General features: G+C 70.8%; 22 protein-coding genes. 7 read left to right on the forward strand and 15 right to left on the reverse strand.

The window, feature by feature from the left end; translation table 11 throughout:
• Position 1: 1 nt before the first annotated feature.
• The 12 genes from AC3X7R_RS00515 to AC3X7R_RS00570 form a co-directional block, all read right to left on the reverse strand.
• Positions 2-883, reverse strand: coding sequence for an alpha/beta fold hydrolase (locus AC3X7R_RS00515; protein WP_489963584.1), 882 nt, complete (start codon positions 881-883; stop codon positions 2-4).
• A 144-nt stretch (positions 884-1,027) separates the two neighbouring features.
• Complete coding sequence (locus tag AC3X7R_RS00520) at positions 1,028-1,231, reverse strand: cold-shock protein (protein WP_489963585.1); 204 nt, start codon at positions 1,229-1,231, stop codon at positions 1,028-1,030.
• Positions 1,232-1,555: 324 nt separating this feature from the next.
• Complete coding sequence (locus tag AC3X7R_RS00525; RefSeq protein WP_489963586.1) at positions 1,556-2,455, reverse strand: spermidine synthase; 900 nt, start codon at positions 2,453-2,455, stop codon at positions 1,556-1,558.
• Positions 2,452-4,176, reverse strand: coding sequence for an ABC transporter substrate-binding protein (locus AC3X7R_RS00530; protein ID WP_489963587.1), 1,725 nt, complete (start codon positions 4,174-4,176; stop codon positions 2,452-2,454). Before AC3X7R_RS00530 ends, AC3X7R_RS00525 begins: the two co-directional genes overlap by 4 nt.
• Before the next feature lie 55 nt (positions 4,177-4,231).
• Positions 4,232-4,978, reverse strand: a complete 747-nt coding sequence (locus AC3X7R_RS00535) for a hypothetical protein (RefSeq protein ID WP_489963588.1) — start codon at positions 4,976-4,978, stop codon at positions 4,232-4,234.
• Positions 4,979-5,027: 49 nt separating this feature from the next.
• Entirely contained in the window at positions 5,028-5,651 is a 624-nt protein-coding gene (locus AC3X7R_RS00540) for a hypothetical protein (protein ID WP_489963589.1), read from the reverse strand.
• A complete protein-coding gene (locus AC3X7R_RS00545; RefSeq protein WP_489963590.1) occupies positions 5,648-6,295 on the reverse strand; it encodes a hypothetical protein in 648 nt (215 codons plus the stop codon). The genes AC3X7R_RS00540 and AC3X7R_RS00545 overlap by 4 nt, the downstream gene beginning before the upstream one ends.
• Before the next feature lie 9 nt (positions 6,296-6,304).
• Positions 6,305-7,564, reverse strand: coding sequence for a hypothetical protein (locus AC3X7R_RS00550; RefSeq protein WP_489963591.1), 1,260 nt, complete (start codon positions 7,562-7,564; stop codon positions 6,305-6,307).
• 137 nt (positions 7,565-7,701) lie between these two features.
• Positions 7,702-7,998, reverse strand: coding sequence for a flagellar protein FlgN (locus AC3X7R_RS00555; RefSeq protein WP_489963592.1), 297 nt, complete (start codon positions 7,996-7,998; stop codon positions 7,702-7,704).
• Between the two features lie 70 nt (positions 7,999-8,068).
• Complete coding sequence (locus AC3X7R_RS00560; RefSeq protein ID WP_489963593.1) at positions 8,069-8,356, reverse strand: WXG100 family type VII secretion target; 288 nt, start codon at positions 8,354-8,356, stop codon at positions 8,069-8,071.
• 91 nt (positions 8,357-8,447) lie between these two features.
• Positions 8,448-12,944: a type VII secretion EssC family protein gene (locus tag AC3X7R_RS00565; protein ID WP_489963594.1), complete on the reverse strand. Its 4,497-nt coding sequence runs from the start codon at positions 12,942-12,944 to the stop codon at positions 8,448-8,450.
• A gap of 44 nt (positions 12,945-12,988) precedes the next feature.
• Positions 12,989-14,374, reverse strand: coding sequence for an RDD family protein (locus tag AC3X7R_RS00570; protein WP_489963595.1), 1,386 nt, complete (start codon positions 14,372-14,374; stop codon positions 12,989-12,991).
• A 799-nt stretch (positions 14,375-15,173) separates the two neighbouring features.
• On the opposite strand from AC3X7R_RS00570, the gene AC3X7R_RS00575 reads away from it, so the two are divergent.
• Together AC3X7R_RS00575 and AC3X7R_RS00580 are read left to right on the forward strand one after the other, a co-directional pair.
• Complete coding sequence (locus AC3X7R_RS00575) at positions 15,174-15,320, forward strand: hypothetical protein (protein ID WP_489963596.1); 147 nt, start codon at positions 15,174-15,176, stop codon at positions 15,318-15,320.
• Positions 15,321-15,327: 7 nt separating this feature from the next.
• The gene (locus AC3X7R_RS00580) at positions 15,328-15,615 is read left to right on the forward strand and encodes a transcriptional regulator (protein ID WP_489963597.1); all 288 of its coding nucleotides are present in this window, start codon (positions 15,328-15,330) and stop codon (positions 15,613-15,615) included.
• 59 nt (positions 15,616-15,674) lie between these two features.
• Here the strand turns inward: AC3X7R_RS00580 and ychF are convergent, their stop codons facing one another.
• Entirely contained in the window at positions 15,675-16,748 is a 1,074-nt protein-coding gene (gene ychF / locus AC3X7R_RS00585; RefSeq protein WP_489963598.1) for a redox-regulated ATPase YchF, read from the reverse strand.
• A 67-nt stretch (positions 16,749-16,815) separates the two neighbouring features.
• Here ychF and AC3X7R_RS00590 point away from each other — a divergent pair, with 67 nt between their 5' ends.
• The 5 genes from AC3X7R_RS00590 to AC3X7R_RS00610 are packed head-to-tail and all read left to right on the forward strand — an operon-like array spanning position 16,816 to position 21,512.
• Positions 16,816-17,346 (forward strand): PH domain-containing protein, encoded by a 531-nt coding sequence (locus AC3X7R_RS00590; RefSeq protein WP_489963599.1) that lies wholly within the window; start codon positions 16,816-16,818, stop codon positions 17,344-17,346.
• Positions 17,343-19,019, forward strand: a complete 1,677-nt coding sequence (locus AC3X7R_RS00595; protein ID WP_489963600.1) for a PH domain-containing protein — start codon at positions 17,343-17,345, stop codon at positions 19,017-19,019. The genes AC3X7R_RS00590 and AC3X7R_RS00595 overlap by 4 nt, the downstream gene beginning before the upstream one ends.
• A gap of 9 nt (positions 19,020-19,028) precedes the next feature.
• Positions 19,029-19,805 (forward strand): exodeoxyribonuclease III, encoded by a 777-nt coding sequence (locus AC3X7R_RS00600; protein ID WP_489963601.1) that lies wholly within the window; start codon positions 19,029-19,031, stop codon positions 19,803-19,805.
• 47 nt (positions 19,806-19,852) lie between these two features.
• Positions 19,853-21,052: a DNA recombination protein RmuC gene (locus tag AC3X7R_RS00605; protein WP_489963602.1), complete on the forward strand. Its 1,200-nt coding sequence runs from the start codon at positions 19,853-19,855 to the stop codon at positions 21,050-21,052.
• A 22-nt stretch (positions 21,053-21,074) separates the two neighbouring features.
• Positions 21,075-21,512 (forward strand): DUF6542 domain-containing protein, encoded by a 438-nt coding sequence (locus tag AC3X7R_RS00610; protein ID WP_489963603.1) that lies wholly within the window; start codon positions 21,075-21,077, stop codon positions 21,510-21,512.
• On the opposite strand, the gene AC3X7R_RS00615 is transcribed toward AC3X7R_RS00610, so the two are convergent.
• Together AC3X7R_RS00615 and AC3X7R_RS00620 are read right to left on the reverse strand one after the other, a co-directional pair.
• The gene (locus tag AC3X7R_RS00615; protein ID WP_489963604.1) at positions 21,458-22,081 is read right to left on the reverse strand and encodes an L-threonylcarbamoyladenylate synthase; all 624 of its coding nucleotides are present in this window, start codon (positions 22,079-22,081) and stop codon (positions 21,458-21,460) included. The genes AC3X7R_RS00610 and AC3X7R_RS00615 overlap by 55 nt on opposite strands.
• Positions 22,081-23,085: a 4-hydroxy-3-methylbut-2-enyl diphosphate reductase gene (locus AC3X7R_RS00620; protein ID WP_489963605.1), complete on the reverse strand. Its 1,005-nt coding sequence runs from the start codon at positions 23,083-23,085 to the stop codon at positions 22,081-22,083. The genes AC3X7R_RS00615 and AC3X7R_RS00620 overlap by 1 nt, the downstream gene beginning before the upstream one ends.
• Between the last annotated feature and the right edge of the window lie 7 nt (positions 23,086-23,092).

The raw sequence follows: 23,092 nt of genomic DNA on the forward strand, positions 1-23,092 counted from the left end.
GTCACCCGGCCGAACGCGCCCGGTGGACGGGCGCCGGGTCGGTGCTGGCCACGAAGTCGCGCAGCACCTCCGCGAACCGGTCGGTGTCCTCCAGGTGCGGGAAGTGACCCGCCCCGTCGAAGAGCACGACGCGGCAGTCCGGCACCGACTCCTGGGCCTTCAACGCGTGGAAGGCGGGGATCATCCGGTCCCGGGAGCCCCACACGATGAGCGTGGGCACCGGCTCGACGTCGTCGAGATGGTCGTGGGCGCTGATGGTCTGCCCGCCGAGGTCGATCACCGCGCGGGTGGTGGCCAGGAAGGCGCGCCGGCTCTCGCGGTCGTTGAGGGAGGTGTAGCCCTTCCAGATGGCGGTGATGTCGGCGCCGGGCTTCCATCCGATCTTGCGTGCGGCCCGGCCGCCCTCCTCGAGCCGCCCCAGCAGCCAGCGGGAGGCGGCCACCCCCAGCACCTGCTCGGCCAGCGGCAGCGTGGCCGCCCGCAGCAGCGGGCTGACCTCCCGGCCCAGTCCCCCGCTGGCGACCAGGACGAGACGCTCCACCCGCTCGGGGAAGAGGTAGTAGAACTGCATCGCGATGCCGCCGCCCAGGGAGTGACCGACCAGGGTGACGCGCTCGATCCCGAGCCGGTCGAGGAGGTCGCGCAGGGTGGCCGCGTGCGAGCTGAGCGAGTAGTCGCCCAGCGGCTTGTCGGACTCGCCGTGGCCGAAGAGGTCGGGGACGATGACCCGCTGGTCGTCCTCCATCCGGTCGATCAGCCGCGACCACTGGCCGCGGGAGCCGAGGATGCCGTGGATGAAGAGGACCGGGGCGCCGGCACCGCTGTCGACGTAGGAGAACTCGTGGCCGTGCAGCGTGATCGTCCTGGGCTCGGTGCGATCCATCTCCGCCTCACCTCCTGGTGGTCCGGCCACCGTACGCGGCCGGGAGCCCCACGCGCGGTCCGTGTCAGGGGGTGAGCCGGACGTGCCGGCCCCAGACGCACGAAGGGCCCCGACCGCAGCGCGGTCGGGGCCCAACGAGTGAGATCAGATGACGGTGACGTTCTCCGCCTGCGGGCCCTTGGGGCCCTGGGCGAGGTCGAACTCGACCTTCTGGTTCTCGTCGAGCGACTTGTAGCCCTGCGACTGGATGGCGGAGAAGTGGACGAACACGTCCTCGCCGCCACCGTCCTGAGCGATGAAGCCGAAGCCCTTGTCAGCGTTGAACCACTTGACGGTGCCCTGAGCCATGATCTGTTCCTTTGTTCCGTACCGAGAGCAACGTGCCCTCGAGCCGCTGAAGCCATCCACCTGTGCTGATGTCCAGCGAACCGAAAACCAGGAGTACGAGATACAAGCCGCGCATCGAGTGCGGCTAGGACGGACCCGGAGGACCATCCCTTCAACAAGATTGACCATACGCCATGAGTGGTGGAATCGCCGCTTCGGCGCAACACCTGGCGTGGTCGGACGCCGCATGCTCCCATGGAGACATGGCGGAAGAACCCCGTCATGCGCGTCGAGCACGACGGCTCTACGCCGCGCCTGAGGCCTCGCGCAGCGGCGTCCGGGGCCCTACTCGCCCAACGACTCGCGCACCAGCGCCCCGAGCGACCGGGTCTGCTCCAGCAGGCGCAACGCCGGCCCGGCATCGGGCAGGTCCGGCTCCGGCGACCACAGGGCGTCGGCGTCCACGACCACCTCCCCGGTCCCGATGACGCCGTCGAGGTCGGTGACCAGCGCACCGCGCGACGGATCGCCGGAGAGCGCTGCCTTGACCGCGTCGGTCTCGATCGGCGCGTCGGAGCCGATCAGGACGGCGTTGCCGAACCGCAACCCGTGCAGCGACGAGTTCTGCACGATGACCGCCACGTGCTCGAACTCGGCCTTCAGGGTGGCGACCTGGCGCCGGGTGAAGGTGAGGTCTCCCCCCGCCACCGAGTTGACGACCAGCACGCCGCGGTCGTCCAGGAGGTCGTGGGCGAGGGAGAAGCACTCGCGCGAGGTGAACGCCGGGGGGATCCTGCCCCCGGCGAAGACGTCGATGACCACGGCGTCACAGGCCCGCGCGGTCCACGGCCACGTGCCCCCACCCTCCAGCCAGGCGCGCGCGTCCGCCACCTGCACGGTGACGCCGTCGGGGACCGTGAACCGCTGCTCCACGAGCGAGGCGAAGACCGGCTCGATCTCCACGACCACCTGCCGGGCAGCTGGCTCGGTGGCGGCGAGGGCACGGGGCAGCGTCAGGAGTCCGCCGCCGAGGTGCACCACCGTGGAGCGGTGGCGGCCCAGTGCCGCCAGCATCCAGCGCGTGACCGCCAGGGCCGGGGATGCGTCGTCATCCTGGACGTGCGACTGACGGACCCCGGCGACCTCGAGGATCCATCCGCCGTCGCGCTCGAAGAGCTCCGCGCTCCCCCCGGCGGCGAGCTCGATGGTCTCCCGGCCCGGGGGCCGGTCCTCGCCCCCGGTCACCCGCCACCGCGTTCCGGACCCCAGGCGGCGACGGTGCCGAGCAGCGTGGTCCCCGTCCCCGAGCCGGGCAGCACGGGGCTCATCTCGCGGTTCGTCACCGTGACCACGGGCGCCGGCGTCAACGGCAGGGCGACCGCCTCCTCGATGAGGCCCGCCTCGACGGAGACCTGCGTCATCCGGGCGTCGTACTTGTCTGCCGTGCTCTCGAGCTGCCGCAGCAGCCCCTGTCGGGCCTTGCTGCGCAGTCCGGTCAGGGGCGAGGGCTTCTTGCCGCCCCACACGGCGGCGATGTCGTCGGCCGTCTGCGGCAGCGGCACGGTGGTGAGCACCGCCTGCCACCCTGAGCCGAGGTCTTGGGGAGCCTCGAGCCCGGGACGGCCGCAGTCGGTGACCCGCCACCCCGCCTCTGCCACGGAGCTCACGAGCCCCTGGAACGCGCCGACGGCGAAGGGGTCGTCGGTGTCGTAGGCGGTGCAGACCCCGGTGCCCGCTGCGACCCCGGCCCGGTTCCGCTCCACCGCGGCGTCGGCGGTGGCGGACTCGAACGCGGCGCGGTATCCCGCGTCCTCGATCGCGATCTCGTACCCGTCGGAGTCCGGGCTGAAGAGCAGGGACTGGGTGGCGGCGAAGCTCGCCCTCCAGGAGCCGGCTCCCGCGCTGCGCACGTCGGTGGGGGTGACCGCGCGCAGGAACGCCCGCCGCGCTGCGGGCGCGGAGAAGGGGCCGGCGTCGGCGCGCAGGGCCAGCACCCACACCCGCCCGGCGTGGGTCTCGGTGACGTGGTGGTCGCGACGGCCGAGGTCCCGCACGGTGAGGTAGTTCTCCGGGGTCGGGCTCAGCTGGAGCACGTCGACGTCGTCGGGGAAGACCGCGAGGGGATCGGCAGCAGGGGTGATCTCGATGCGCTCGTAGGACGGCGGCGCACTGCCCTGGTACGTCGGATTGACCTTCAAGGTGACGCCGGCCGCGCCGGCCTCCCCGGCCTCGAGGTCGGTGACCACGTAGGGGCCGCTGGCGACCGCGAGGCCCTCCGGTGGGGGCCCGTCGAAACGGCTCAGGTCGAACCCGGAGCTCCAGACCTCGGCGATGTCGGCCAGGGCGCTGCGATCCTCGTCGAGGATCGCGTGCGTCACCGCGAGCTTGGCCTCCATCGGGTCGTCGATGCCCAGGGCCAGCCTCCCCACGACGTGGGCCGGCACGGCCACGTCGAGCGCGGTGTGCCAGTCGCGGACCGGTCGGGAGAACAGCACGTCGATGCGTCGGGCGGACTCGTCGACCTCGGTCACCTCCACGCTGTGCCGCAGGTCCCCCGGAACGGAGGCGAACTCTCCCCTCACGTCGGCCCCGGCCGCCCAGGCCAGGACGAGGTCGGCGGCGTCCAGCGGCACGTCGTCGGACCACGTCCGCTCGGCGAGGTCGTAGCGCACCGTGAACGAGTCGGCGGCGGGGTCTACGACCTCGACGGACCCGAACGTCTCGTCGGTCTCCACGTCACCGCGGACGATCCGCGCGAAGGAGTCGTGGGTCGCCGTGGCGATCTCGCGGTTGCCCCGGGTGCTCCCGCTGGCGGTCGCGGCGTTGAGGCTGGTCAGGGACTCCGACCACGCCACGGTGACCGAAGACCCCTCGATCACCGACGCGGGCAGGTCCGCCCCACAGCCGGCGGCCAGGAGCGCCATGCTCACCAGCGCAGCGCTGACTCCCGACCTTCCCCCCCGCATGGCGGCGAGGGTACCAACAACGGTCCGTTGCACCGGCGAACTCAGCGCAACCGCGTCAGTGGGTCCGGACGACCCGTCCGTCGGGGCGCGACTCGAGCTGGCTCCAGGTGCCGGGCGGCATCGTGATCATCGTCGAGATGTCCGCGTCGTTGACGAGGTCGCGCCGGACCAGCTGCTCGAGCACGGTGCCCCGCTGAGCACGCAACCAGTGCTCCTCGGGGCTGATCTCACGTCTGCGCTCGTCGCGGCTCGACTGCGGCGCGGACTTGGCGAAGACCAGGAAGAAGACGAAGGCGAGCAGCGCCACCCCGGTCGCCACGCCTGCCAGCAGCGCCACGGAGGGCCACACGCCCGTGAGGAGCTCGTCGGTCGTGGCGAGCAGGAGCGAGCTGGCACCGGCGGTCAGGGCGATGACGCCGCTCATCCCGAGGTTCTCCCACCCCCGGCGACGCGACTCCAGCCACATGTAGACCGTGAAGAGCGCCAGGAGGATGGCGCCGCCGAAGCAGAGCTGCACCAGGATGCCCCAGCCGTCCGGCTCCTTGTCGAAGGCGACGAACGCGAGCACGAACGCCAGGCCCAGGACAGGAAGACCCAGCGTGGGCACGAGGATCGGGGCCACCAGCAGCGAGCCCAGGAGCGTGCCCCCCGCTCCCCGCTTCGGCGCCCGCGAGGTGACCAGGGCCAGCTCCTCGGCCGTGGGCTGCGGTTCCGCGGCGATCCGGGCCTCGACCTCCCCCCAGTTGAGGGGATCGGAGAACTCCGTCGTCCTCGCCCACTGCTGCAGTTCCTTCAAGGACACCGGTGACAACTCCTCATCGACGGACGAATCTTCACAATCGGGCCAGGGCTCAGAGGCTCTGCGGTGCCTTCCACCTCAGCGTGGCGACGCAGCTGTCGAAGAGGTACTTCGTCTTCATCACGAAGGGATCGTCGCTCGGCTCGTCGGGCGCGCGGCCGAAGCCGGCGACCAGCTGCAGGGCCCGGCGCCGCCCCGTGCCGGGGATCGGCGTCAGGTAGATGATCGAGTGGCTGATCATCGTCTGCGAGCCCAGGCGCACGGTCTTCTCACGTTCGAAGCGGAGCGTCCGCTTGTCACCGGCGAGGGGAGTCGCCCCCTGCTCCCGGATCAGCACCGTGGCGAGGTCGTCGAGGTTCTGCCCCGCTTCTGCCCGCCGCTCGGAGGCGATGATGGAGGCAGGCAGCCACACGGTCGACTCGTCAGGCTCGGTCGCGGAGAAGAACGCGAACGCGCCTTCGCGCTGCATGGCCTGGAACGACTGCTTGACCAGAGGCTGTAGCTCGACGTAGGCGTCCGGACGGTGTGCCTCCCTCAGCCTGGTGCGCAGCGAGCCGAGCATGTCGTCGAGCGTGCTGTCGTCGACGGGTCTGCGCGTCCATCCGGTCGGCAGAGTCATCTCGAAGTCAGGCACAGCGCGCACTCCCAGCTCGGCTCGTAGGTCAGCGGCAGTCATCGGGTCACCTCGAAGTCCCAGGGCTCCTCGACGAGCAGCCCCGGAGGCGCCACGCCCTCGAACGCCGTGCCGTCGGCGGTGTTGACGACGCGGATGTTGTGGGTGAGCGCGACGAGGCCGGGCATCGTCAGCCCCACCAGCGGGGTCAGGGTCTCATCGAGACTCAGCATGACGGTGACCTCGCCGTTGTCGAAGATGAAGTGGACGCCTGTGATCTGGACCTCGGCTCCGCCGTCCGTCGGGACCGTGCGCTGGGTGACCACGTGGAGACCGCGACCCAGGTGCGGCGCGTCCGTGGGGTGGACGACGGCGTCGTCCAGCTCGGTCCACGCCGGCATGGCGGCACTGGGCAGGATGTTGACCAGGCACATGGCCGTCTGGCCGTCGAACGGAGGCCACACCTGCAGCATCGCCACCGCCTCCGACCGGGCCCTCATCTCCAGGGCCTGCTCGAGCAGCTCGCGAGCCTCCTGCGCCGTGACCTGGTCCTCGTCCCACCCGACCATGCCGTCGATCTCGGCCGCTGATCCGGCCAGCCAATCCTCGCGCGACTCCGCGTCGAGCTCGGGAGGAAGGAACCTCCACCCCTCGAGGTCGAGGTCCTCGTCGACGAGCTCGATCACCCACCCGGCTTCGTTCGTCATCGCCACAGCCTAGGAGGTCGCGAACTTGATGAGCGGATGCTTGGGGATCGTCGGCACGCTGCCGCCGAACTGCCCCGCGGCGAGGTTGGCGTAACCGAGGTTGCGACCCGTGGTCGCGGCGAAGGTGACCACCTGGTCGACCCTGGCCAGTCGCCTGACCGAGCTCATGTTGCGCAGCCCGGCGAACGCCAGGCCTTCGTAGAGCTTCTTCTGACCGCGGTGGAACTGGGTGAAACCGGTCCGGGAGCCGGTGAACAGCTGACGGAACCCGGCGGCGGCTCCGTGGTTCTTGAAGATCGCTGCCAGACCGGCCTTGTGGAGGAACTGCTGGCCCTTCGCCATCTTGGCGGCCTGGGTGCCGGCACCCTTCAGGGCCTGGATCCCGGTGGCGGTCTTGAGGATGGTCTTGGTCGACCCGGCGCCAGCGTTCAGCAGCTTGGTCACCGACGTGATCTTGCACAGGGGGATGGCGGCCATGGCCGCGAAGGCGATGTCCGTGCCTGATCTCTCCCCGTTCTTGTAGGCCATGACCGTCACCAGCAGGAGCGCGGCGCCCACCGCGAGCGCGATGGCCGCCATCAGCGGGCCGCCGATGATGAGTGCCGCGATCCCGATGACCAGGGCCGCGATCTCCAGGAAGTCGGCCAGGGACGACCAGAAGCTGTCCTTGATGGACCCGGAGAGCTCGTCGTCGATCTTGTCCACCGCGTCGTTGAAGGCCTGCTCCCAGGTGTCGTAGCCGGCCTCGAACTCCTCAGCCGACTCCTTCCACTCCTCGTAGGCCTGCGCCTTGGCCTCGTTGTTGGCGGCCTTGTCCTTCTGGGCGTCGGTCGGCCCGTCGTCGTCCTTCTTGGTCAGTGCCCCGAAGTCGAAGACGTCTTCTGCGTCGGTCGGGCCGTCCTTGTCACCCGGGAGGCTCTGGTAGGTCTCCCACTTGGACTCGCAGTCGGCGACGGCGTTGTTGATGACCGGCTTGCACTCGTCCAGCGCCGTGCCGTAGTCCTTGATGACCGGGCCGACCGGCTGATAGAGGTTGCCTGCCTCCTCCAGGGTCTTGTAGGCGTCTCCGATCGACTCCTTGAGCTTCTCGATCGCCTTGCCCTTCTGGCTGCCGTCACCCACGGCTTCGTTCTTGATGCTCTTCAGCACCTCCGCGCTGTCCAGCATCTGCTGCCCCAGGGACTCGATCTTCTCCCCGCGGTCGATGATGTCGCCAGGCCTCCCCTCGACACGCTCGATCTCGAGCTGCCGCGTTGGCGATCGATCCATCGTCCTTCTCCTTGGGTTCTAGTTGGTGGGCGGGCTCTCCCTGACGCGGGTGGAGCCCGGCCCGACACAAGAGTCGCTTCGTGGGCGTACGCGCGGACGGCCCCGGGGTGGGGGTGGAGATCCTCCTGAGCGGAGGGTCAGCTCCCCTGCAGCTGGATCGCGGTCTGGGCGTCCCAGTCCTTGATCCCGTCGACGACTCCCTGCACGTGTTCCTTGATGCCCTTCAGGCTGTCGTTCAGCTCGCCGCGCTTGTCGTCCCAGCGCTCCTCGAAGTCGCGCGCCTTGTCGCGCAGGCTGCCCTCCCCGAAGGGCTTCCCGATCGCGGACTCGAGCGCTTCGGAGTTCGAGGTGGCGTTGTCGAACTCGTCGGTGATCGCGTCGAGCTGCGTCACGACCTGCTCGAGCTGGTCGAGCGTGATGTAGATGTCAGCCATGGTGTGGTTCCTTCCGAATCACCCCGGTGGTGGCGGGGCCGCCCGGTGCGGGCGGCCCCACCACGGACGGTCAGCCTCCGGCGAGCTGGTCGTCGAGGTCGCGGATGGCCTGGGCCATGTCGCGCAGAGCCTGGGCCATGTCGGTCACGCCGTTGGACGCGTCCTTGAGGCCGGTGGTCAGCTCCTCGTAGCCCTCCTGGAACTTGCCCGACGCCTTCTCGGTCTTGAAGCCGTCCTGGACCAGCTCGTCCACGTAGCCCTGGCACTCGGTCAGGGCGTTCTCGATGGACTCCTTGCCGTCGTCCAGCTTGGTGGCGGTGCTTTCCATCTCGTCGTAAGTTGCGCCGAAGTCGCTCATCGCTCAGTCCGTCCTCTTTGGTATGGCCTGAGGGTTTTCAGAAGCCCCCCGGCCCTCTGTCGGAGGTGAGATTCCCCCCGTGGAGCGACATCTAAACATCGGCTACGGGCATTTGGACGGTAATTCCACGGCCGGCCTGGACGAAGATCCCGCGACCGTCGGGGAAGTCGGTCCTCTTCACCCGGCCGAAGGGGACCTTGAACAGGTTGTCGCCGTCGTGGGTGTCCGCCTTCAGCGCGATCCCCTGGCGGTCCGCCTTCCAGGCACCGAGGATCCCCGAGCTGCTGGTGGCCCGGGAGATGTCGGCCTCGCCCACCAGCAGGTGCTCACTGTTGGAGATCGCCTGGAGCAGGGCCCGCATGGCCCGGTCGGCCGGCCCGTCGATCAGGTGCGGCACGTCCTCGATCACGACCATGATCCGTCCCTTCACCGACTCGTCGGCCACGATCTCGGCCAGCTCGGTGGCGAGCTCCTTCTGGTCCTCGGGCCGGGTGGCGCTGCGCACCCACTCGCGGTACGACGTCAGCTCGGAGCGGCGGCCGCCGAAGTGGAAGAGCCTGACGTCGGGGTCGAACCGCTCCACCGCCCTCACCAGCGCGCGCAGTGCGTTCGTCTTGCCCGACTGCGGCGGCCCGGTGACCACGAAGAGGCCGACCGGCTCGAAGCCGCAGGGCCCCAGCGTGTCCTCGCCGATGCCGAAGACTGGCTGCCCGTCGACCAGGTCGGGCAGCTCGGAGCTGTCGATCCGGGTGGGCAGTGCGCCGATGGGCGCGACGTCCGGCACCCCGCGGGCGCGCAGCTCGGTGGCGAGCGCGTCCATCGCCTTGGTCTGCTCGGCCACGTTGGCGGTCCCACCGAGCACCGCCATCTGCACCTCGTTCTTGTCCACCACGGCGCGGCCGGGCGGCGAGGTGTCGTCGAGGACGTCCTTCGGCGCCCCGAGCAGGGTGTACTGGTTGACGTCCGCCAGCCGGAGCACCACTCGGCGCGAGATGTTCGCCGCGACCGCCGTGGGCACGGCGCCGCTGCGGTCGGCGGTGATCGCCGCGTGCACCCCGAGGGGACGCCCCTCCCCCAGCAGCCGCATGAAGACCTGGTAGTACGGCGCCCGGGCCGAGTTGATCTCCCACTCGGTCTTGAAGGCCGGGTAGTTGTCGATCAGCAGGATGATCCGGGGCAGCGACGGATCGACCAGCTCCCGGTACTCGGTGAGGTTGGCCGCGTGTGCCTGGGCGAAGAGCTCCGAGCGCCGGTCCAGCTCCTGGCCGAGGGTCCGCAGCAGCCGCTGCACCCGCTCCGCGTCGTCACCGTCGATGATCGAGCCCACGCTCGGCAGCCGCTCGAGCGAGCCGAGGGCGCCGGAGGCGAAGTCGAGCCCGTGGACCTCGCAGGTGCCGAGGTCGGGGCGCATGCCCGCGGCCGTGGCGATGGTCTTGAGCACCGTCGTCTTGCCCGATCCCGAGGTGCCGAAGACGATGATCGAGCCGTCGCGGTCGGGCACGAAGTAGGTGGCGTTTTGCTGCTGCTTCTCCGGGAGGTCCGCGAGCCCCAGCAGGATCTGCCCGTCGCCCCGCGCGGGCAGGTCGCGCAGGTCGACGACGTTCGCGAGGTCGTCGAGCCACGGACGCCGCGGGGTCGGCAGGCCGGCCACGTCGGCGGCCCGGATCAGCGTGGTGACGACGCGCTTCTGGTCGTTGGGACCCAGGTCCTCGTCATGGGAGTCCGACTCCGCCGCCCGCTCAGGCTCCCACTCGATGATCGAGCCGAAGCGGAGCTCCGCCACCCGCACGTCGGCCGTCGGGACCTCGTCCTCGCTCGTCCAGCCGCCCACGTAGGCGGACTGGAACGGCGTGAGGCGCCCCGGACCGGTCTTGGCGATCCCACGCCCCGGCAGGCTGGCAGGGAAGGTCGCGGCCACCGGGTCGTCCACCACGTCCTTGGAGTCCGACTCGTCAGCCATGCGCAGCGCCACCCGGAGGTTGGTGTTGGCACGCAGGTTGTCCTTGATGACCCCGGCCGGGCGCTGGGTGGCCATGATGAGGTGGATGCCCAGGGAGCGACCCCGCTGCGCCACGTCGACGACACCGTCCACGAACTCCGGGACCTCGCTGGCCAGGGCCGCGAACTCGTCGATCACCAGCACCAGCGCGGGCGGGCACTCGGGATCCTGACGGCGCTCCAGCTCGAGCAGGTCCTTGGCCTTCTTGCGGTTGAACAGGTGCTCGCGGTGGTGGAGCTCGGCCCGCAGGCTGGTCAGCGCGCGGCGCACCAGGTGCGGACTCAGGTCGGTCACCAGCCCGACGCAGTGCGGCAGCTCGACGCAGTCGGCGAACGCGGAGCCGCCCTTGTAGTCGATGAAGAGGAAGGTCACCCGGTCCGGGCTGTGGGCGGCCGCCAGGCCGAGCACCCACGCCTGGAGGAACTCCGACTTGCCGGCACCCGTCGTCCCGCCGACCAGGGCGTGCGGACCCTGCCCGCGCAGGTCGAGGGTCATCGCGTCGCTGGCGCCCTGGCCGATGATGGCGCGCAGGTTGCCCGCGTTCTTCAACCGCGGACGCTCCCCCGGGGTGCGGTCGATGATGGTGTTGTTCTGCCGCCACCGCTCGATGACAGCCTCGGGATCGTGCGCGGTCTCCTTGCCCACCAGGGACAGGAACATCACCGAGTTGGGGATGTCGGAGGCGTCCTGGATCACGGTGCTGACGTCGACGACCGGGGCCATCCGCTTGGCGAACGTGTACATGTAGTTCCTGGAGACCCCCTCGACGACCACGTGCTCGAAGAGGTCGCCGTTGCGGACCAGGCCGACGGTCGCGTCGTCCAGTCCCGCCGTGACGTCGACGAAGCTGCGGCAGGTGGCGGGCAGGGACTCCACGGTCGGCGAGCAGAAGACGGCATGCACGCCCACGTCGGCTCCCCGCTCGAGCACCTGCACCAGGCGCGGTCGGTCGACGGGCGCGTCGTCGGTCACGATGACGATGACCGAGACCGGCTGGCGGGTGGTCTTCTCCTCGGCGGCGCGCGCCACGTCGGTGCCGTACAGCGTCGGGTTCCACCGCTCCGGGAACGGCCCACGCGGCTCCGGGCGCTGACCCGCGCGCATGACGTACTCCTCCAACGCGCTGAGCAGCGCGTTGGCGGTCGGCGGCGAGTCGGCGAGCGGCAGGTCCTTGAAGGGGCTGGTCTCGCTCGTGGTGTGCGGGAGCCACTTCAGCCACGAGAGCTCGGGCATCCAGCTGTCGCCCGCGATCGCGACCGTCACCACCTCGTTGGGCGCATGCAGGCCGTAGAGCTGGACGGCGAGGCCACGGAGCACGTCCGCGGCCAGCGCGGTCGGGCCGGCGACGCCGAGCGAGCCGACGACCCGCAGCGACTCCAGGACCGGGACGTCGTCGACGTACCGGTAGCGCTCGCGCAGCCGATCGAGGCGCTCGATGTACTCCGGCAGCCCGTCCTGGTTGTCCCGGTCCCCGATCGAGTTGCGCGAGGGTGACCTCGTCGTCCCGAGCCGCAGGGCCAGGAAGTTCCAGTGCTCGGGCCGGCGGGTCCACAGCAGCGGGCCCAGCCGGGCGGCGTGGTCGTAGACCTCCGCGACCGGGGGGACCTCGGCGTTCCGGGCGAACTCCTCCTCCGGCTTGGAGTGGAAGAGGGTCTCCTCGAGCTTCTCGAACTGGCGCTCGAAGAGCTCGGCCTCGTACTTCTTCTTCGTCGCCGTCTGGGTGCGCTGGTTCATGAAGTTGCCCAGCGCCATCATCGGCGTCAGGAAGATCAGCAGCAGCGCGCGCTCCCGCCCGGTGAGGGCGTAGATGGCGAGCGCCATGATGATCGGGGCCACCAGGATGGTCCACGGGAAGACCTTGTCCGCCGTCTCCGTGGGCATCCGGGGCGGCGGGTGCTCGGTCCCCGGGTAGCGCACCTCGACGCGGGGGCTGCGGTTGAACTGCAGACCGCCGCCGCGCTCGAGGATCTCCCCCGCGTCCTCCTCGAGGTCGCTGGAGAGGTGCATGACCAGGGTCGTGGCACCGATCACCACAGCCCGGTTCGGGGTGAGCCAGACCCGCTGCACGGGCACCCCGTCGAAGAGGATCCCGTTGGCCGAGTTCAGGTCCACGAGCTCGACGCGGCGACCCACCTCGATCCGCGCGTGCAGCTGGGAGACCATCGGGTCGGCGAGCTCGATCTGGTTGGTGGGAGCGCGCCCGATCGTCGCCTGCCCCAGGTGCACCGGGAACTCCTGGCCGCGCAACGGACCGGCGGTGGCGACCAGGGTGCCGACCTGCCTGCGGGACCCGTACGGGGCGGCGCTCACGGAGCCGCGGGCGCCGCGGTTGACGACCGCAGCCGTGAACCCGGAGCCGATCGGCGCCTCGCCGATGTGCACCGAGGGGTCGAGCGGCGTGAGCTCCGACCCGTCGGGCGGGGCGACGGCCAGGGTCAGGACGTCGTCGGGTCCCACCAGCATCGAGCGTGCGGGATCGGACTCCACGATGTAGCGGGCGACCTCGGCGGCCGTCGCCGTCGAGTCCGCCGTCACGACCACGTCCACCGGCTCCGCACGCTCGCGCAGGAGCGTCAGCTTGACCTTCATCCACTACCCTTCTCGAGCCGCGACGAGCGCCACGGTCTGTGCGCTCAGGTGGCCAGCACCGTGATGGTGCGGTCGCCGATACGGATCGTGTCCCCGACCCCGGCGACGACGATCTCGCCGGCTGCCACCTGGTGCTCGCGTCCCCCCTGGACGAGCAGGGTCCCGTTGGTCGAGCCCTGGTCGATCACCTCCAGGCCTGTCGGCGACGGGCGGAGCAGCGCATGCGTCTTCGACATGGAGAACCCCGGATCGCTGATCGTCAGGGGCAGCGCGCCGTCGACCGAGCGGGGCGAGCGGCCGACCACCACCGGACCCGAGAGGGCGATCCGCTCCCCGTTGTCGAGGACCAGGGTCATGCCCACCCCGGGCGGGGGCGCAGCCAGCACTGGAGCTGGCGGCGGCGGCGGCGCCGTCGCGGGAGTGCTCTCGGGCAGCCCGGGCACCACCGGGGAGACGGCGGGGCCGACTTCGGCAGGCTCCTGCACCAGGTACGCCCCCAGGCGAGGTCCACTGGCTCCCTCCTCGGGCGGCGGTGCGGTCTCACCCGGCTCCAGGCCGGTCAGCCCCACCACCACCCGGCGGTCCCGGTCGTGCGGGCGAGCGGCGCCCAGCACGCCCGCGCTCGTCCTGGCTCCCGGACGGTAGCCGCTGCGGGCGGCGCCGTCGGGCGTCGTGGCGAGCGACGGCAGTCCCTTGGGGCGTGGCGCGGGGGCCGAGGTGATGGTCTTGCGGGCGATCCGCATCCGCTTCTTGTCGTAGGGGTTCATGCCCTCGCGCACGTCGACGACCCACGCCGCCCCGGCACGGTCGTGCCAACCGCGTCCACGGTGGGCCGCGGACCAGGCGGGGGAAGCCAGGACCACCGGCGTGCCCACCACCGTGACCAGCGGCAACCAGGCCGTCAGGGCCCGCCCCGTGGTCCGCCAGAAGCGTGGCGGCCCGAGCGTGGCGACATTCACCACCCGCAGCCCGGTGGCGAGCTTGCCGAGGGTGAATCCCCATCGGCCCTGCATGAAGAGCTGGGCGACGAAGAAGATGATCGAGAGCAGCGCGGTGACCGCCCAGACGATGACAGCGACCAGGAAGTCGGGATGGTTGGTGAAGCCGTACCAGGAGATGCGCCCCCGAAGCAGGCGGCCGATGAGCGGCAACGCCCAGAGGACGAACGGCAGCTGGAGGAGCGCGAAGATGCCGACGTCGATCCCGGCGGCGAGCGCCCGGCGCCCCAGAGGTGCCGAGCGCAGACCGAGCGCCGCGGCGTACTCCGGATCCGGCTCACCGTGCTCGTCGAGACCCTCCACAGGACGCTCGTCGTCGGGCAGCTCCCAGATCGGACTCTGCGGCGTCGTTGACGCGTGCTGCCCCACAGAGTCGACGCCGACGTCGTGCGCCGCCGTGCGCACCCGCGCGCGACGTGACAGATCCCCCATGCGCGAAGGCTAACCCGTCCACCCCGCCGCCGGACGAACACTCGGCCGATGACCTGCCCGCTGACTGCACCTTGCCCCGCAGGATCCGCCGGAAGTAGGCGACCGGGAGGGCGTAGCGGTCGCAGCGCTGCGCCGAGCCCTCGGGGTGGCGCAGGTTGTGGGCAAGGACGGCGACCTGCTTGCGCAGCGGGCTTCTCCAGGGAGGCCATCGTGGCCTCCCCCGCCGCGACATAGCTCAGCAGCGGGCGGTAGCGGTGGACCGACTCGGACTCCACGACCGCCACGTCCCGACGGGCGTGCGGACTGTCTGCGGACCAACTCGACCCCGAGAATCGACAATCCTCAACGCCTACTAGCGAACCCCGACAACGCTAGACATTGAAGCGGAACTCCACCACGTTCCGGTACGGAGCAACCTTTGGCCAGAAGTAGGACGAGCAGAAGCGTCCTGACTAGAAGACAACTACTTGCACATTATGCAAGTAGTTGCGAGCATGGCTACATGAACTCGGCTCTTCCTACTGGTCCCCACCAAGACCAAAGAATCGTCACGCCCGACGAGGCACAGCGCCTTCTCGCCTCCGTCCCGGGAAGACCGCGGCGACAGATCACGATCATCGATCACGCGAGCACCGCAGCGACAGCCACCTGCTCGTTCGCGGCAGGGGTTGTCGCTCTGAGCGGTCACCCTTGGTGGGCGATCCTTCCCGCCCTGTGCGCACTGTTCACCTCGCATGGCTGGCTCGCAAGCCGCCTCAAACGGGCGAACGAACCTCGACTCAAGGCGGACCTCGCAACCGTGGCCTTCACAGTGTGGCTACTTATCCCCATCTGGCGAGGGATCACTCGCGGGGAGACCATCCCCTTCCCCGAGGCCTTCGTCTTCGCGGGCCTCGCACCAGCTGCCTGGTTGGCCTTCTACGTCATCCTGCTGCTCCGTCGCTGAGACACGCATGGCGCACAACGAACTCGACGCACATCTGGTCGCACCGAAACGCTTCGTCACGATGGCGCATCTGAATCAAGTGGAGCAAGCAGACTACTCCGCGCTGCAGGACACCACCGGACTGTCCACATCTGACCTCTCGAAGATCATCCGCGATCTCGAGGAACGGGGGCTGGTCGAAGTCGCCAAAGAACGCCGCTCACGCTATGGCGTAACCCTGGTCAGGCTTTCGTCAGAGGGACGGAAGACCTTCACTGAACTACTAGACACGATCAACCGCATCGCTGGCCGGTAACGGGAGCACCCGACCAGCGAGCCCTGCCGGACGCCTTCAGACGTTGAACCGGAACGCGACTACACGTTGAAGCGGAACTCCACCACGTCGCCGTCGGCCATCACGTACTCCTTGCCCTCGATGCGGACCTTGCCCGCCTCCTTGGCCTTGGCCATGCTGCCCGCCGCGACGAGGTCGTCGAAGGAGACGATCTCGGCCTTGATGAACCCCTTCTGGAAGTCGGTGTGGATGACACCGGCCGCCTCGGGCGCGGTGGCGCCCTGGGGGATCGTCCAGGCCCGGGTCTCCTTGGGGCCGGCGGTCAGGTAGGTCTGCAGGCCGAGGGTGGCGAAGCCGACCCGGGCCAGCACCTCCAGGCCGGGCTCGGTGACCCCGGCCTCGGCGAGGAACTCGGCGGCCTCCTCGTCGTCGAGCTCGACCAGCTCGGACTCGAACTTGGCGTCGAGGAAGATCGCCTCGGCGGGCGCGACCAGCTCACGCATCTTCGACTTGAGGGCCTCGTCGCCGAGCTCGTCGGCGTCGCAGTTGAAGACGTAGATGAAGGGCTTCGCGGTGAGCAGCGAGAGCTCGCGCAGCAGGCTGCGGTCGATCGTGGTCGAGCTGATCGGCGTCCCGGACTCGAGTGCCTCCTTCGCCTCGCGGGCGGCCTCGAGGTTCGCCACCAGCTCCTTGACCTTGCGCGACTCCTTCTCCAGTCGGGCGATCGCCCGGTCCACCGTCTCCAGGTCGGCGAGGATCAGCTCGGTCTGGATGGTGGAGATGTCGTTGCCGGGATTGACCTCGCCGTCGACGTGGGTGACGTCCTCGTCGCGGAAGACCCGGGTCACCTGGCAGATCGCCGCGGACTCGCGGATGTGGGAGAGGAACTTGTTGCCCAGGCCCTCCCCCTGCGAGGCGCCGCGGACGATGCCGGCGATGTCGACGAACTCGACCGTCGCGGGCAGGATCTTCTCGCTGCCGAAGATCTCGGCCAGCTTTGCCAGGCGGGAGTCGGGCACCCCGACCACGCCGACGTTGGGCTCGATCGTCGCGAACGGGTAGTTCGCGGCGAGCACGTCGTTCTTGGTCAGCGCGTTGAAGAGGGTCGACTTGCCGGCGTTGGGGAGTCCGACGATCCCGATGGTGAGGGCCACGGGCGTCGAGTCTAGGTCCGCCGACCTCGGGCCTCCCAATCACACGGCGCTGTGGCAGGCTCGTGCCGTGCTGATCGATCTCCCGGACGACGCGAGCGTCCCCCCGCCGGACCCGGTCGCCCTCCGCGGGCCCGCGCACCGGGTCTCCCCCCGGGCGGTCGGCTACTGGCGGACCCTCTCGCTGATCACCACGGTGGTCGAGCTGGCGATCGCCGGGGTCCTCTTCCTCGTGCTGCCGAGCTGGCCGTGGTGGGCCACGGCCCTGGTCGTCGCAGGGACCGCGGCCAACCTCGGCTACGTGCTCGTCATGCCCGGCCTCCGCTACCGCGTGCACCGCTGGGAGGTCAGCCCCGACGCCGTCCACACCCGCTCCGGCTGGCTCTCGGTCGAGACCCGGATCGCGCCGCTGAGCCGGGTGCAGACCGTCGACTCCCGGCAGGGCGCGGTGATGCGGCTCTTCGGCCTCGCCTCCCTCACCGTCACCACCGCCTCCGCGGCCGGCCCGATCACCATCGAGGGCCTGGACGCCGAGGACGCCCGGCAGCTCGTCGCGCAGCTCTCCGCCATCACCGCCACCAGCGAGGACGACGCCACGTGACCGAGGCGGACGCGTCCGGCGCGCCCGAGGCGCCGGACGTCCCGGAAGTCCCGGCCGCCACGGATCCGGTGGACCCCGCCGACCCTGATGACGGGTGGCGCCGGCTGAGCGCGCGCAAGCTGCTGCTCGACCCGCTGGCGGTGCTCCGCTCCTTCCTGCTGCCGCTGATCGCCGTCGTCATCGGCCTGAGCGGCAGCGGTCGCCCGCTGTGGACGCTGGCGGCGCTCCCCCTCTTCTTGATCGGGGCGGTGGGCCTCGGGGTGATCCCGTGGCTGACCACCTGGTTCCGGCTGGACGACGTCCAGTTCCAGCTGCGCACCGGGCTGCTCAACAAGAAGACCTCCACGGCCCGGCTCGACCGAATCCGCAGCGTCGACCTCGAGGGGCCGCTGATGCACCGGCTGCTGGGTCTGCGCACCGTGCGGATCGGCACCGGGGTCGACGACGAGCGGATCGTGCTGGACGCCGTCACCGTCGAGGAGGCCGCCACCCTGCGCCGGGTCCTGCTGGCCCGGACCAGCCAACCTGCCCCTTCGCCTGCCCCTTCGCCGGCGCCGGCGTCGGTGTCGGTGTCGGGAGCGCCCACGCAGGTCGAGGCGGGAGACGCCCGGCAGGGTGAGCCCGGGCAGCCACCCGAGCCACGGCCCGCCGCGGCACCGCCCGCCTCCGACGAGCAGGTGCTGGCGGTGCTCGACCCGACGTGGGTCCGGTTCGCCCCCTTCAGCCTGGCCCGGCTGGTCGTGGTCGCCGGCGCACTCGGCTTCCTGACCCAGGTGCTCGACGACTTCCCCGTCCTCGACCAGGGCGACGTGGAGAGCTTCTGGGAGTGGCTCACCGGCTTCGCGCTCGTCGTCATGGTCGCCCTGGTCCTAGGCACCGCGCTGCTGGGCTGGCTGGCGATCTCGATGCTCGGCTACCTGGCCCAGTGGTGGGGCCTGCGACTGACCCGCGGTCACGGCTCCCTCCACCTCGTCGCCGGCTTCTTCACCACCCGGTCGGTGAGCATCGAGGAGCAGCGGATCCGCGGCGTCGAGCTGGACGAGAAGGTGCTGCTCCGGCTGGTCCGAGGGGCCGAGCTCTCCACCCTCGCCACGGGCGTGAGCAACGGGGTGACCACCCTGCTGCCGCCCTGCCCGGTCGGGGTCGCCACCGCCGTGGGGGCCGCCGTCGTCGAGGATGACCAGCCGCTCGCGGTGCCGCTGCAGGCGCACGGAGCCGCCGCCCGCCGCCGCAGCCACGTCCGGCACCAGTGGGCCACCGTGGCCCTCCTCGTCGTGCTGGCGGTGCTCCAGCTCGACCTCCTCCGGCCCGTCCGGGAGTGGCTCTCCTGGGTGCCCGAGTGGCTCCCCTGGGCGGCGGTGCCCGCCCTTGCCGTCCTCGGCGCGGTGCTCGCCGAGGCGGCGTACACCCACCTGGGCCACGCCCTCACCTCACGGCACCTGGTCGTCGGGAGCGGTACCACCACCCGGACCCGCACCGTCCTGGAGCGCGACGGGATCATCGGCTGGGTGGTGGAGCAGACGTGGTTCCAGCGCCGCGTCGGGCTGGCCACCCTGGTCGCCACCACGGCGGCCGGACAGGAGCGGGTGGTGGTCACCGACATCCCCCAGGAGCGCGCCGTGGCGCTGGCGAACGCGGCCACCCCCGGGCTGCTCACCGGCTTCCTCGCCTAGACTCCGCCGGTGCGCATCGCGACCTGGAACGTCAACTCCCTCCGCTCCCGCATCGACCGCGTCGAGGCCTTCCTGGAGCGCCACGACGTCGACGTCCTCGCCGTCCAGGAGACGAAGGCGAAGGTCGACCAGCTGCCGCTGATGGGCCTGCAGTCGCTCGGCTACGAGGTCGCCGCGGCCGGCACCAGCCAGTGGAACGGCGTGGCCCTGATCAGCCGGGTCGGGCTGGAGGAGGTCCAGGTCGGCTTCCAGGGGATGCCCGGGTACGGCGACCCGCTCGAGGCGGAGGCCCGCGCGATCGGCGCCGTCTGCGGCGGGGTGCGGATCTGGTCGCTCTACGTCCCCAACGGCCGCAAGCCCGCCGACCCGCACTACGTCTACAAGCTGGACTGGCTGGCGCGCCTGCGCGAGCAGGCCCAGGGCTGGCTCGGCGAGGAGACCGCCCTGGTCGGCGACTGGAACGTCTGCCCCACCGACGACGACGTCTTCGACCCCGCCCAGTTCCGCAACAGCACCCACGTCACGCCGGCCGAACGGGCCGCCTTCCAGGGCTTCCTGGACGACGGGTACGCCGACGTGGTCCGCCCGTTCACCCCGGAGCCGGACAACTACACCTACTGGGACTACTACCGGCAGCGGTTCGAGCGGAACCGCGGCCTGCGGATCGACTTCATCCTGGGCTCCCCCTCGCTGGCCGCCCGGGTCACCCACGCCTTCATCGACCGCGACGAGCGGGCCGGCAAGGGCGCCTCCGACCACGCCCCGGTGGTCGCCGACCTCGCCTGACACGCGGGCCGACGCGCCGCCTCCCAGGACTGTCGGAGGTGGCGGCCATGATCGTGGCCATGGACCTCTCGACCGTGCTGACACTGGTGACCGGCCTCGCCCTCGGGCTCGCCCTGGGCGCGCTCATCGGCTGGCTGTGGGCCGGGTCGCGCGCCCCCGCCGGCGCCGCTGTCGCCGCCCTGGAGTCCCGGGCCGCCGACCAGGCGATGGTCCGTGAGGGGCTGGAGCGGCTGGCCGACCAGCTGAAGGACCTGCACCACGACCGGGCCACCTGGCAGGGCGAGTTCAACGCCCAGGTGCAGGGCATGCGGATGACCACCGAGTCGCTGCGGCGCGAGACCTCGTCGCTGGCGACCGCGCTGCGCAAGCCCCAGGTCCGCGGCCGGTGGGGCGAGATGCACCTCAAGCGTGCCGTGGAGCTGGCGGGCCTGGTCGAGCGGTGCGACTTCTCCGAGCAGCATCGGCTCGACGACGGGGCGCTGCGGCCCGACCTCGTGGTCCACCTGGCCGGTGGTCGCCACGTCGTGGTCGACGCCAAGGTGCCGCTGGACGCGTTCCTCGACGCGACCGCCGCCGAGGACGACGACGAGCGTGACGCCCACCTCGCGCGGCACGCCCGGCAGCTGCGCACCCACGTCGACTCCCTCGCCGGCAAGGCCTACTGGCGGTCGCTGCCCGAGACCCCGGAGTTCGTGGTGCTCTTCGTCCCGGCGGAGGCCTTCCTGTCGGCCGCCCTGGAGTCCGAGCCGCACCTGCTGGAGCATGCCGCCGAGCGCCGGGTGGTGCTGGCGACGCCGACGACGCTGATCGCCCTGCTCCGCACCGTCGCCCACGGCTGGAGCCACGAGACGCTCACCAGCCAGGTGGCGGAGGTCCAACGGCTGGGCCGCGAGCTCTACGACCGGCTCGGCACGATGGGCGACCACGTCGCCCAGGTGGGCCGCGGTCTGACCAACGCGGTCAAGGCCTACAACCAGGCGGTCGGCTCCCTGGAGGGACGCGTGCTCGTCACGGCCCGTCGCCTCGAGGGCCTGGGGCTGGTCGACACCTCGCTCGCCGAGGTCAAGCAGGTCGAGCTGACCCCCCGCTCCGTCTCCGCACCGGAGCTGGCCCTGGTGGAGGAGCAGACCCCCTTCCCCGACCTGGAGCGCCTCAGCGGCGGGGGCAGTAGCGGCGGGGGCAGCGGCGGGGGCAGCGGCGTCGGCAGTGACCAGCGAGCGGCGGCGCGCCGCGAGACCGGAGCGTGAGCCAGGCCCTAGGTTGGGCGCCGTGAGCCGGTCCCGGCAGCCGTGGGTGCACGGCAACGAGTCCGAGAGCCACGTGGTGGCGCTCGGGCTGGCCGTCGCGCTCACCGTGGTGGTGCTGGACCACCTGATGGTGGGCCGTCTCAGCCTCTTCTTCGACCTGTGCTTCATCACCCTCTGCCTCGCGCTGGCGGTCCGGGTGAAGGAGGAGGGCTGGTTCGTGATGGGGCTCTTCCCCCCGGTGCTGATGGTCTCGGTCTTCGTGCTGCTCGGCCTCACCGCACCCCAGCTGATCGCCGAGCACGACGACGGTGTCGTCCAGTCGGTGATCAGCGGGCTGACCCACCACAGCACCGCCCTGCTGGCCGGGTACGCGCTCTCGCTCGCCACCTGGTGGTGGCGCCACGATCAGCTCTCGAAGCGCGACGGGTCGCCCGACCCGACCCTGACCACCTCGGGATAGCCCTCGGACCAGTCGACGACCGTGGTCGGCTCGGCGGAGGTCTCACCGGCCTCGATCACCAGGTCGACCTGGTGGTCGAGCTCCTCCTTGACGTCCCACCCGAGGGTCCGCGGCTCGCTCTCCCCGGGCAGGATCAGCGTGCTGGTGAGCAAGGGCTCCCCCAGCTCGTCGAGGAGCGTGCAGACCACGGGGTGGTCGGTGATCCGGACGCCCACCGTCTTCTTCTTGGGGTGCATCAGCCGCCGGGGCACCTCGCTCGTCGCGGGCAGGATGAAGGTGTAGGGCCCGGGGGTGGCCCCCTTGATGGCCCGGAAGGCGGAGTTGTCCAGCTTGACGAACTGCCCCAGCTGGGCGAAGTCCTTGCACATCAGGGTGAAGTCGTGACGCTCGTCGAGCTGCCGGATCCGCAGGATCCGGTCGCGGCCCTCGCGGTTCCCCAGCTGGCAGCCCAGGGCGTAGCCGGAGTCGGTCGGGTAGGCGATCAGCGCGTCGTCGCGCAGCGCGTCGACCACTTGGCGGATCAGCCGCGGCTGCGGGTTGTCGGGGTGGACGTCGACGTACCTGGCCATCAGGACCCCTGCTGGGCCTTGCGCAGGTCGCGCCGCAGCTCCGGGGGCAGGGCGAAGATGAGCGACTCCTCGGCGGAGCGGACCGCCTTGGCGTCCGGGTAGCCGCGGGCGGAGAGGAAGGCCAGCACCCCGTCGACCAGGTCCTCGGGGACCGAGGCACCCGAGGTCACCGAGACCGTCCGGACGCCGTCGAGCCAGGCCTCGTCGATCTCGGAGGCGTCGTCGACCCGGTAGGAGGCCTTGGCCCCCGCCTCGAGAGCCACCTCGACCAGACGGACCGAGTTGGAGGAGTTCCCCGAGCCGACCACGATCACCAGGTCGGCGTCGACCGCGATCTCCTTGACCGCGAGCTGACGGTTCTGGGTGGCGTAGCAGATGTCGTCCGAGGGCGGGTCGAGCAGGAGCGGGAACCGCTCCCGGATCGCCGCCACCGTCTCCAGCGTCTCGTCGACCGAGAGGGTGGTCTGGGAGAGCCAGGCGACCTTCGACTCGTCGCGCACGACGATGCCGGGGACGTCGGCGGGCGACTGGACGAGCTGGATGTGCTCGGGGGCCTCGCCCGCGGTGCCCTCCACCTCCTCGTGGCCCTCGTGCCCGATCAGCAGGATGTCGTAGTCGTCGGCCGCGAACCGCTTGGCCTCGTGGTGGACCTTGGTCACCAGCGGACAGGTGGCGTCGATCGTCTTCAGCTCGCGCTCGGCGGCCTGCTGGTGGACCGCCGGGGAGACCCCGTGGGCGGAGAAGACGACGGTGGCGCCGGCGGGCACCTCGTCGAGCTCCTCGACGAAGATCGCACCGCGGGCCTCGAGGCCGGAGACCACGTGCTTGTTGTGCACGATCTGCTTGCGCACGTAGACCGGGGCGCCGTAGAGGTCGAGGGCCTTCTCGACCGTGATCACGGCCCGGTCGACGCCGGCGCAGTACCCGCGGGGGGCGGCCAGCAGCACGGCCTTCTCCGCCTCCTCGGCCGAGAGGACGGTCGGCGTACCCAGGTCGATGCTCATGGCACGC

The organism is Nocardioides sp. Z22_16, from assembly GCF_058134365.1.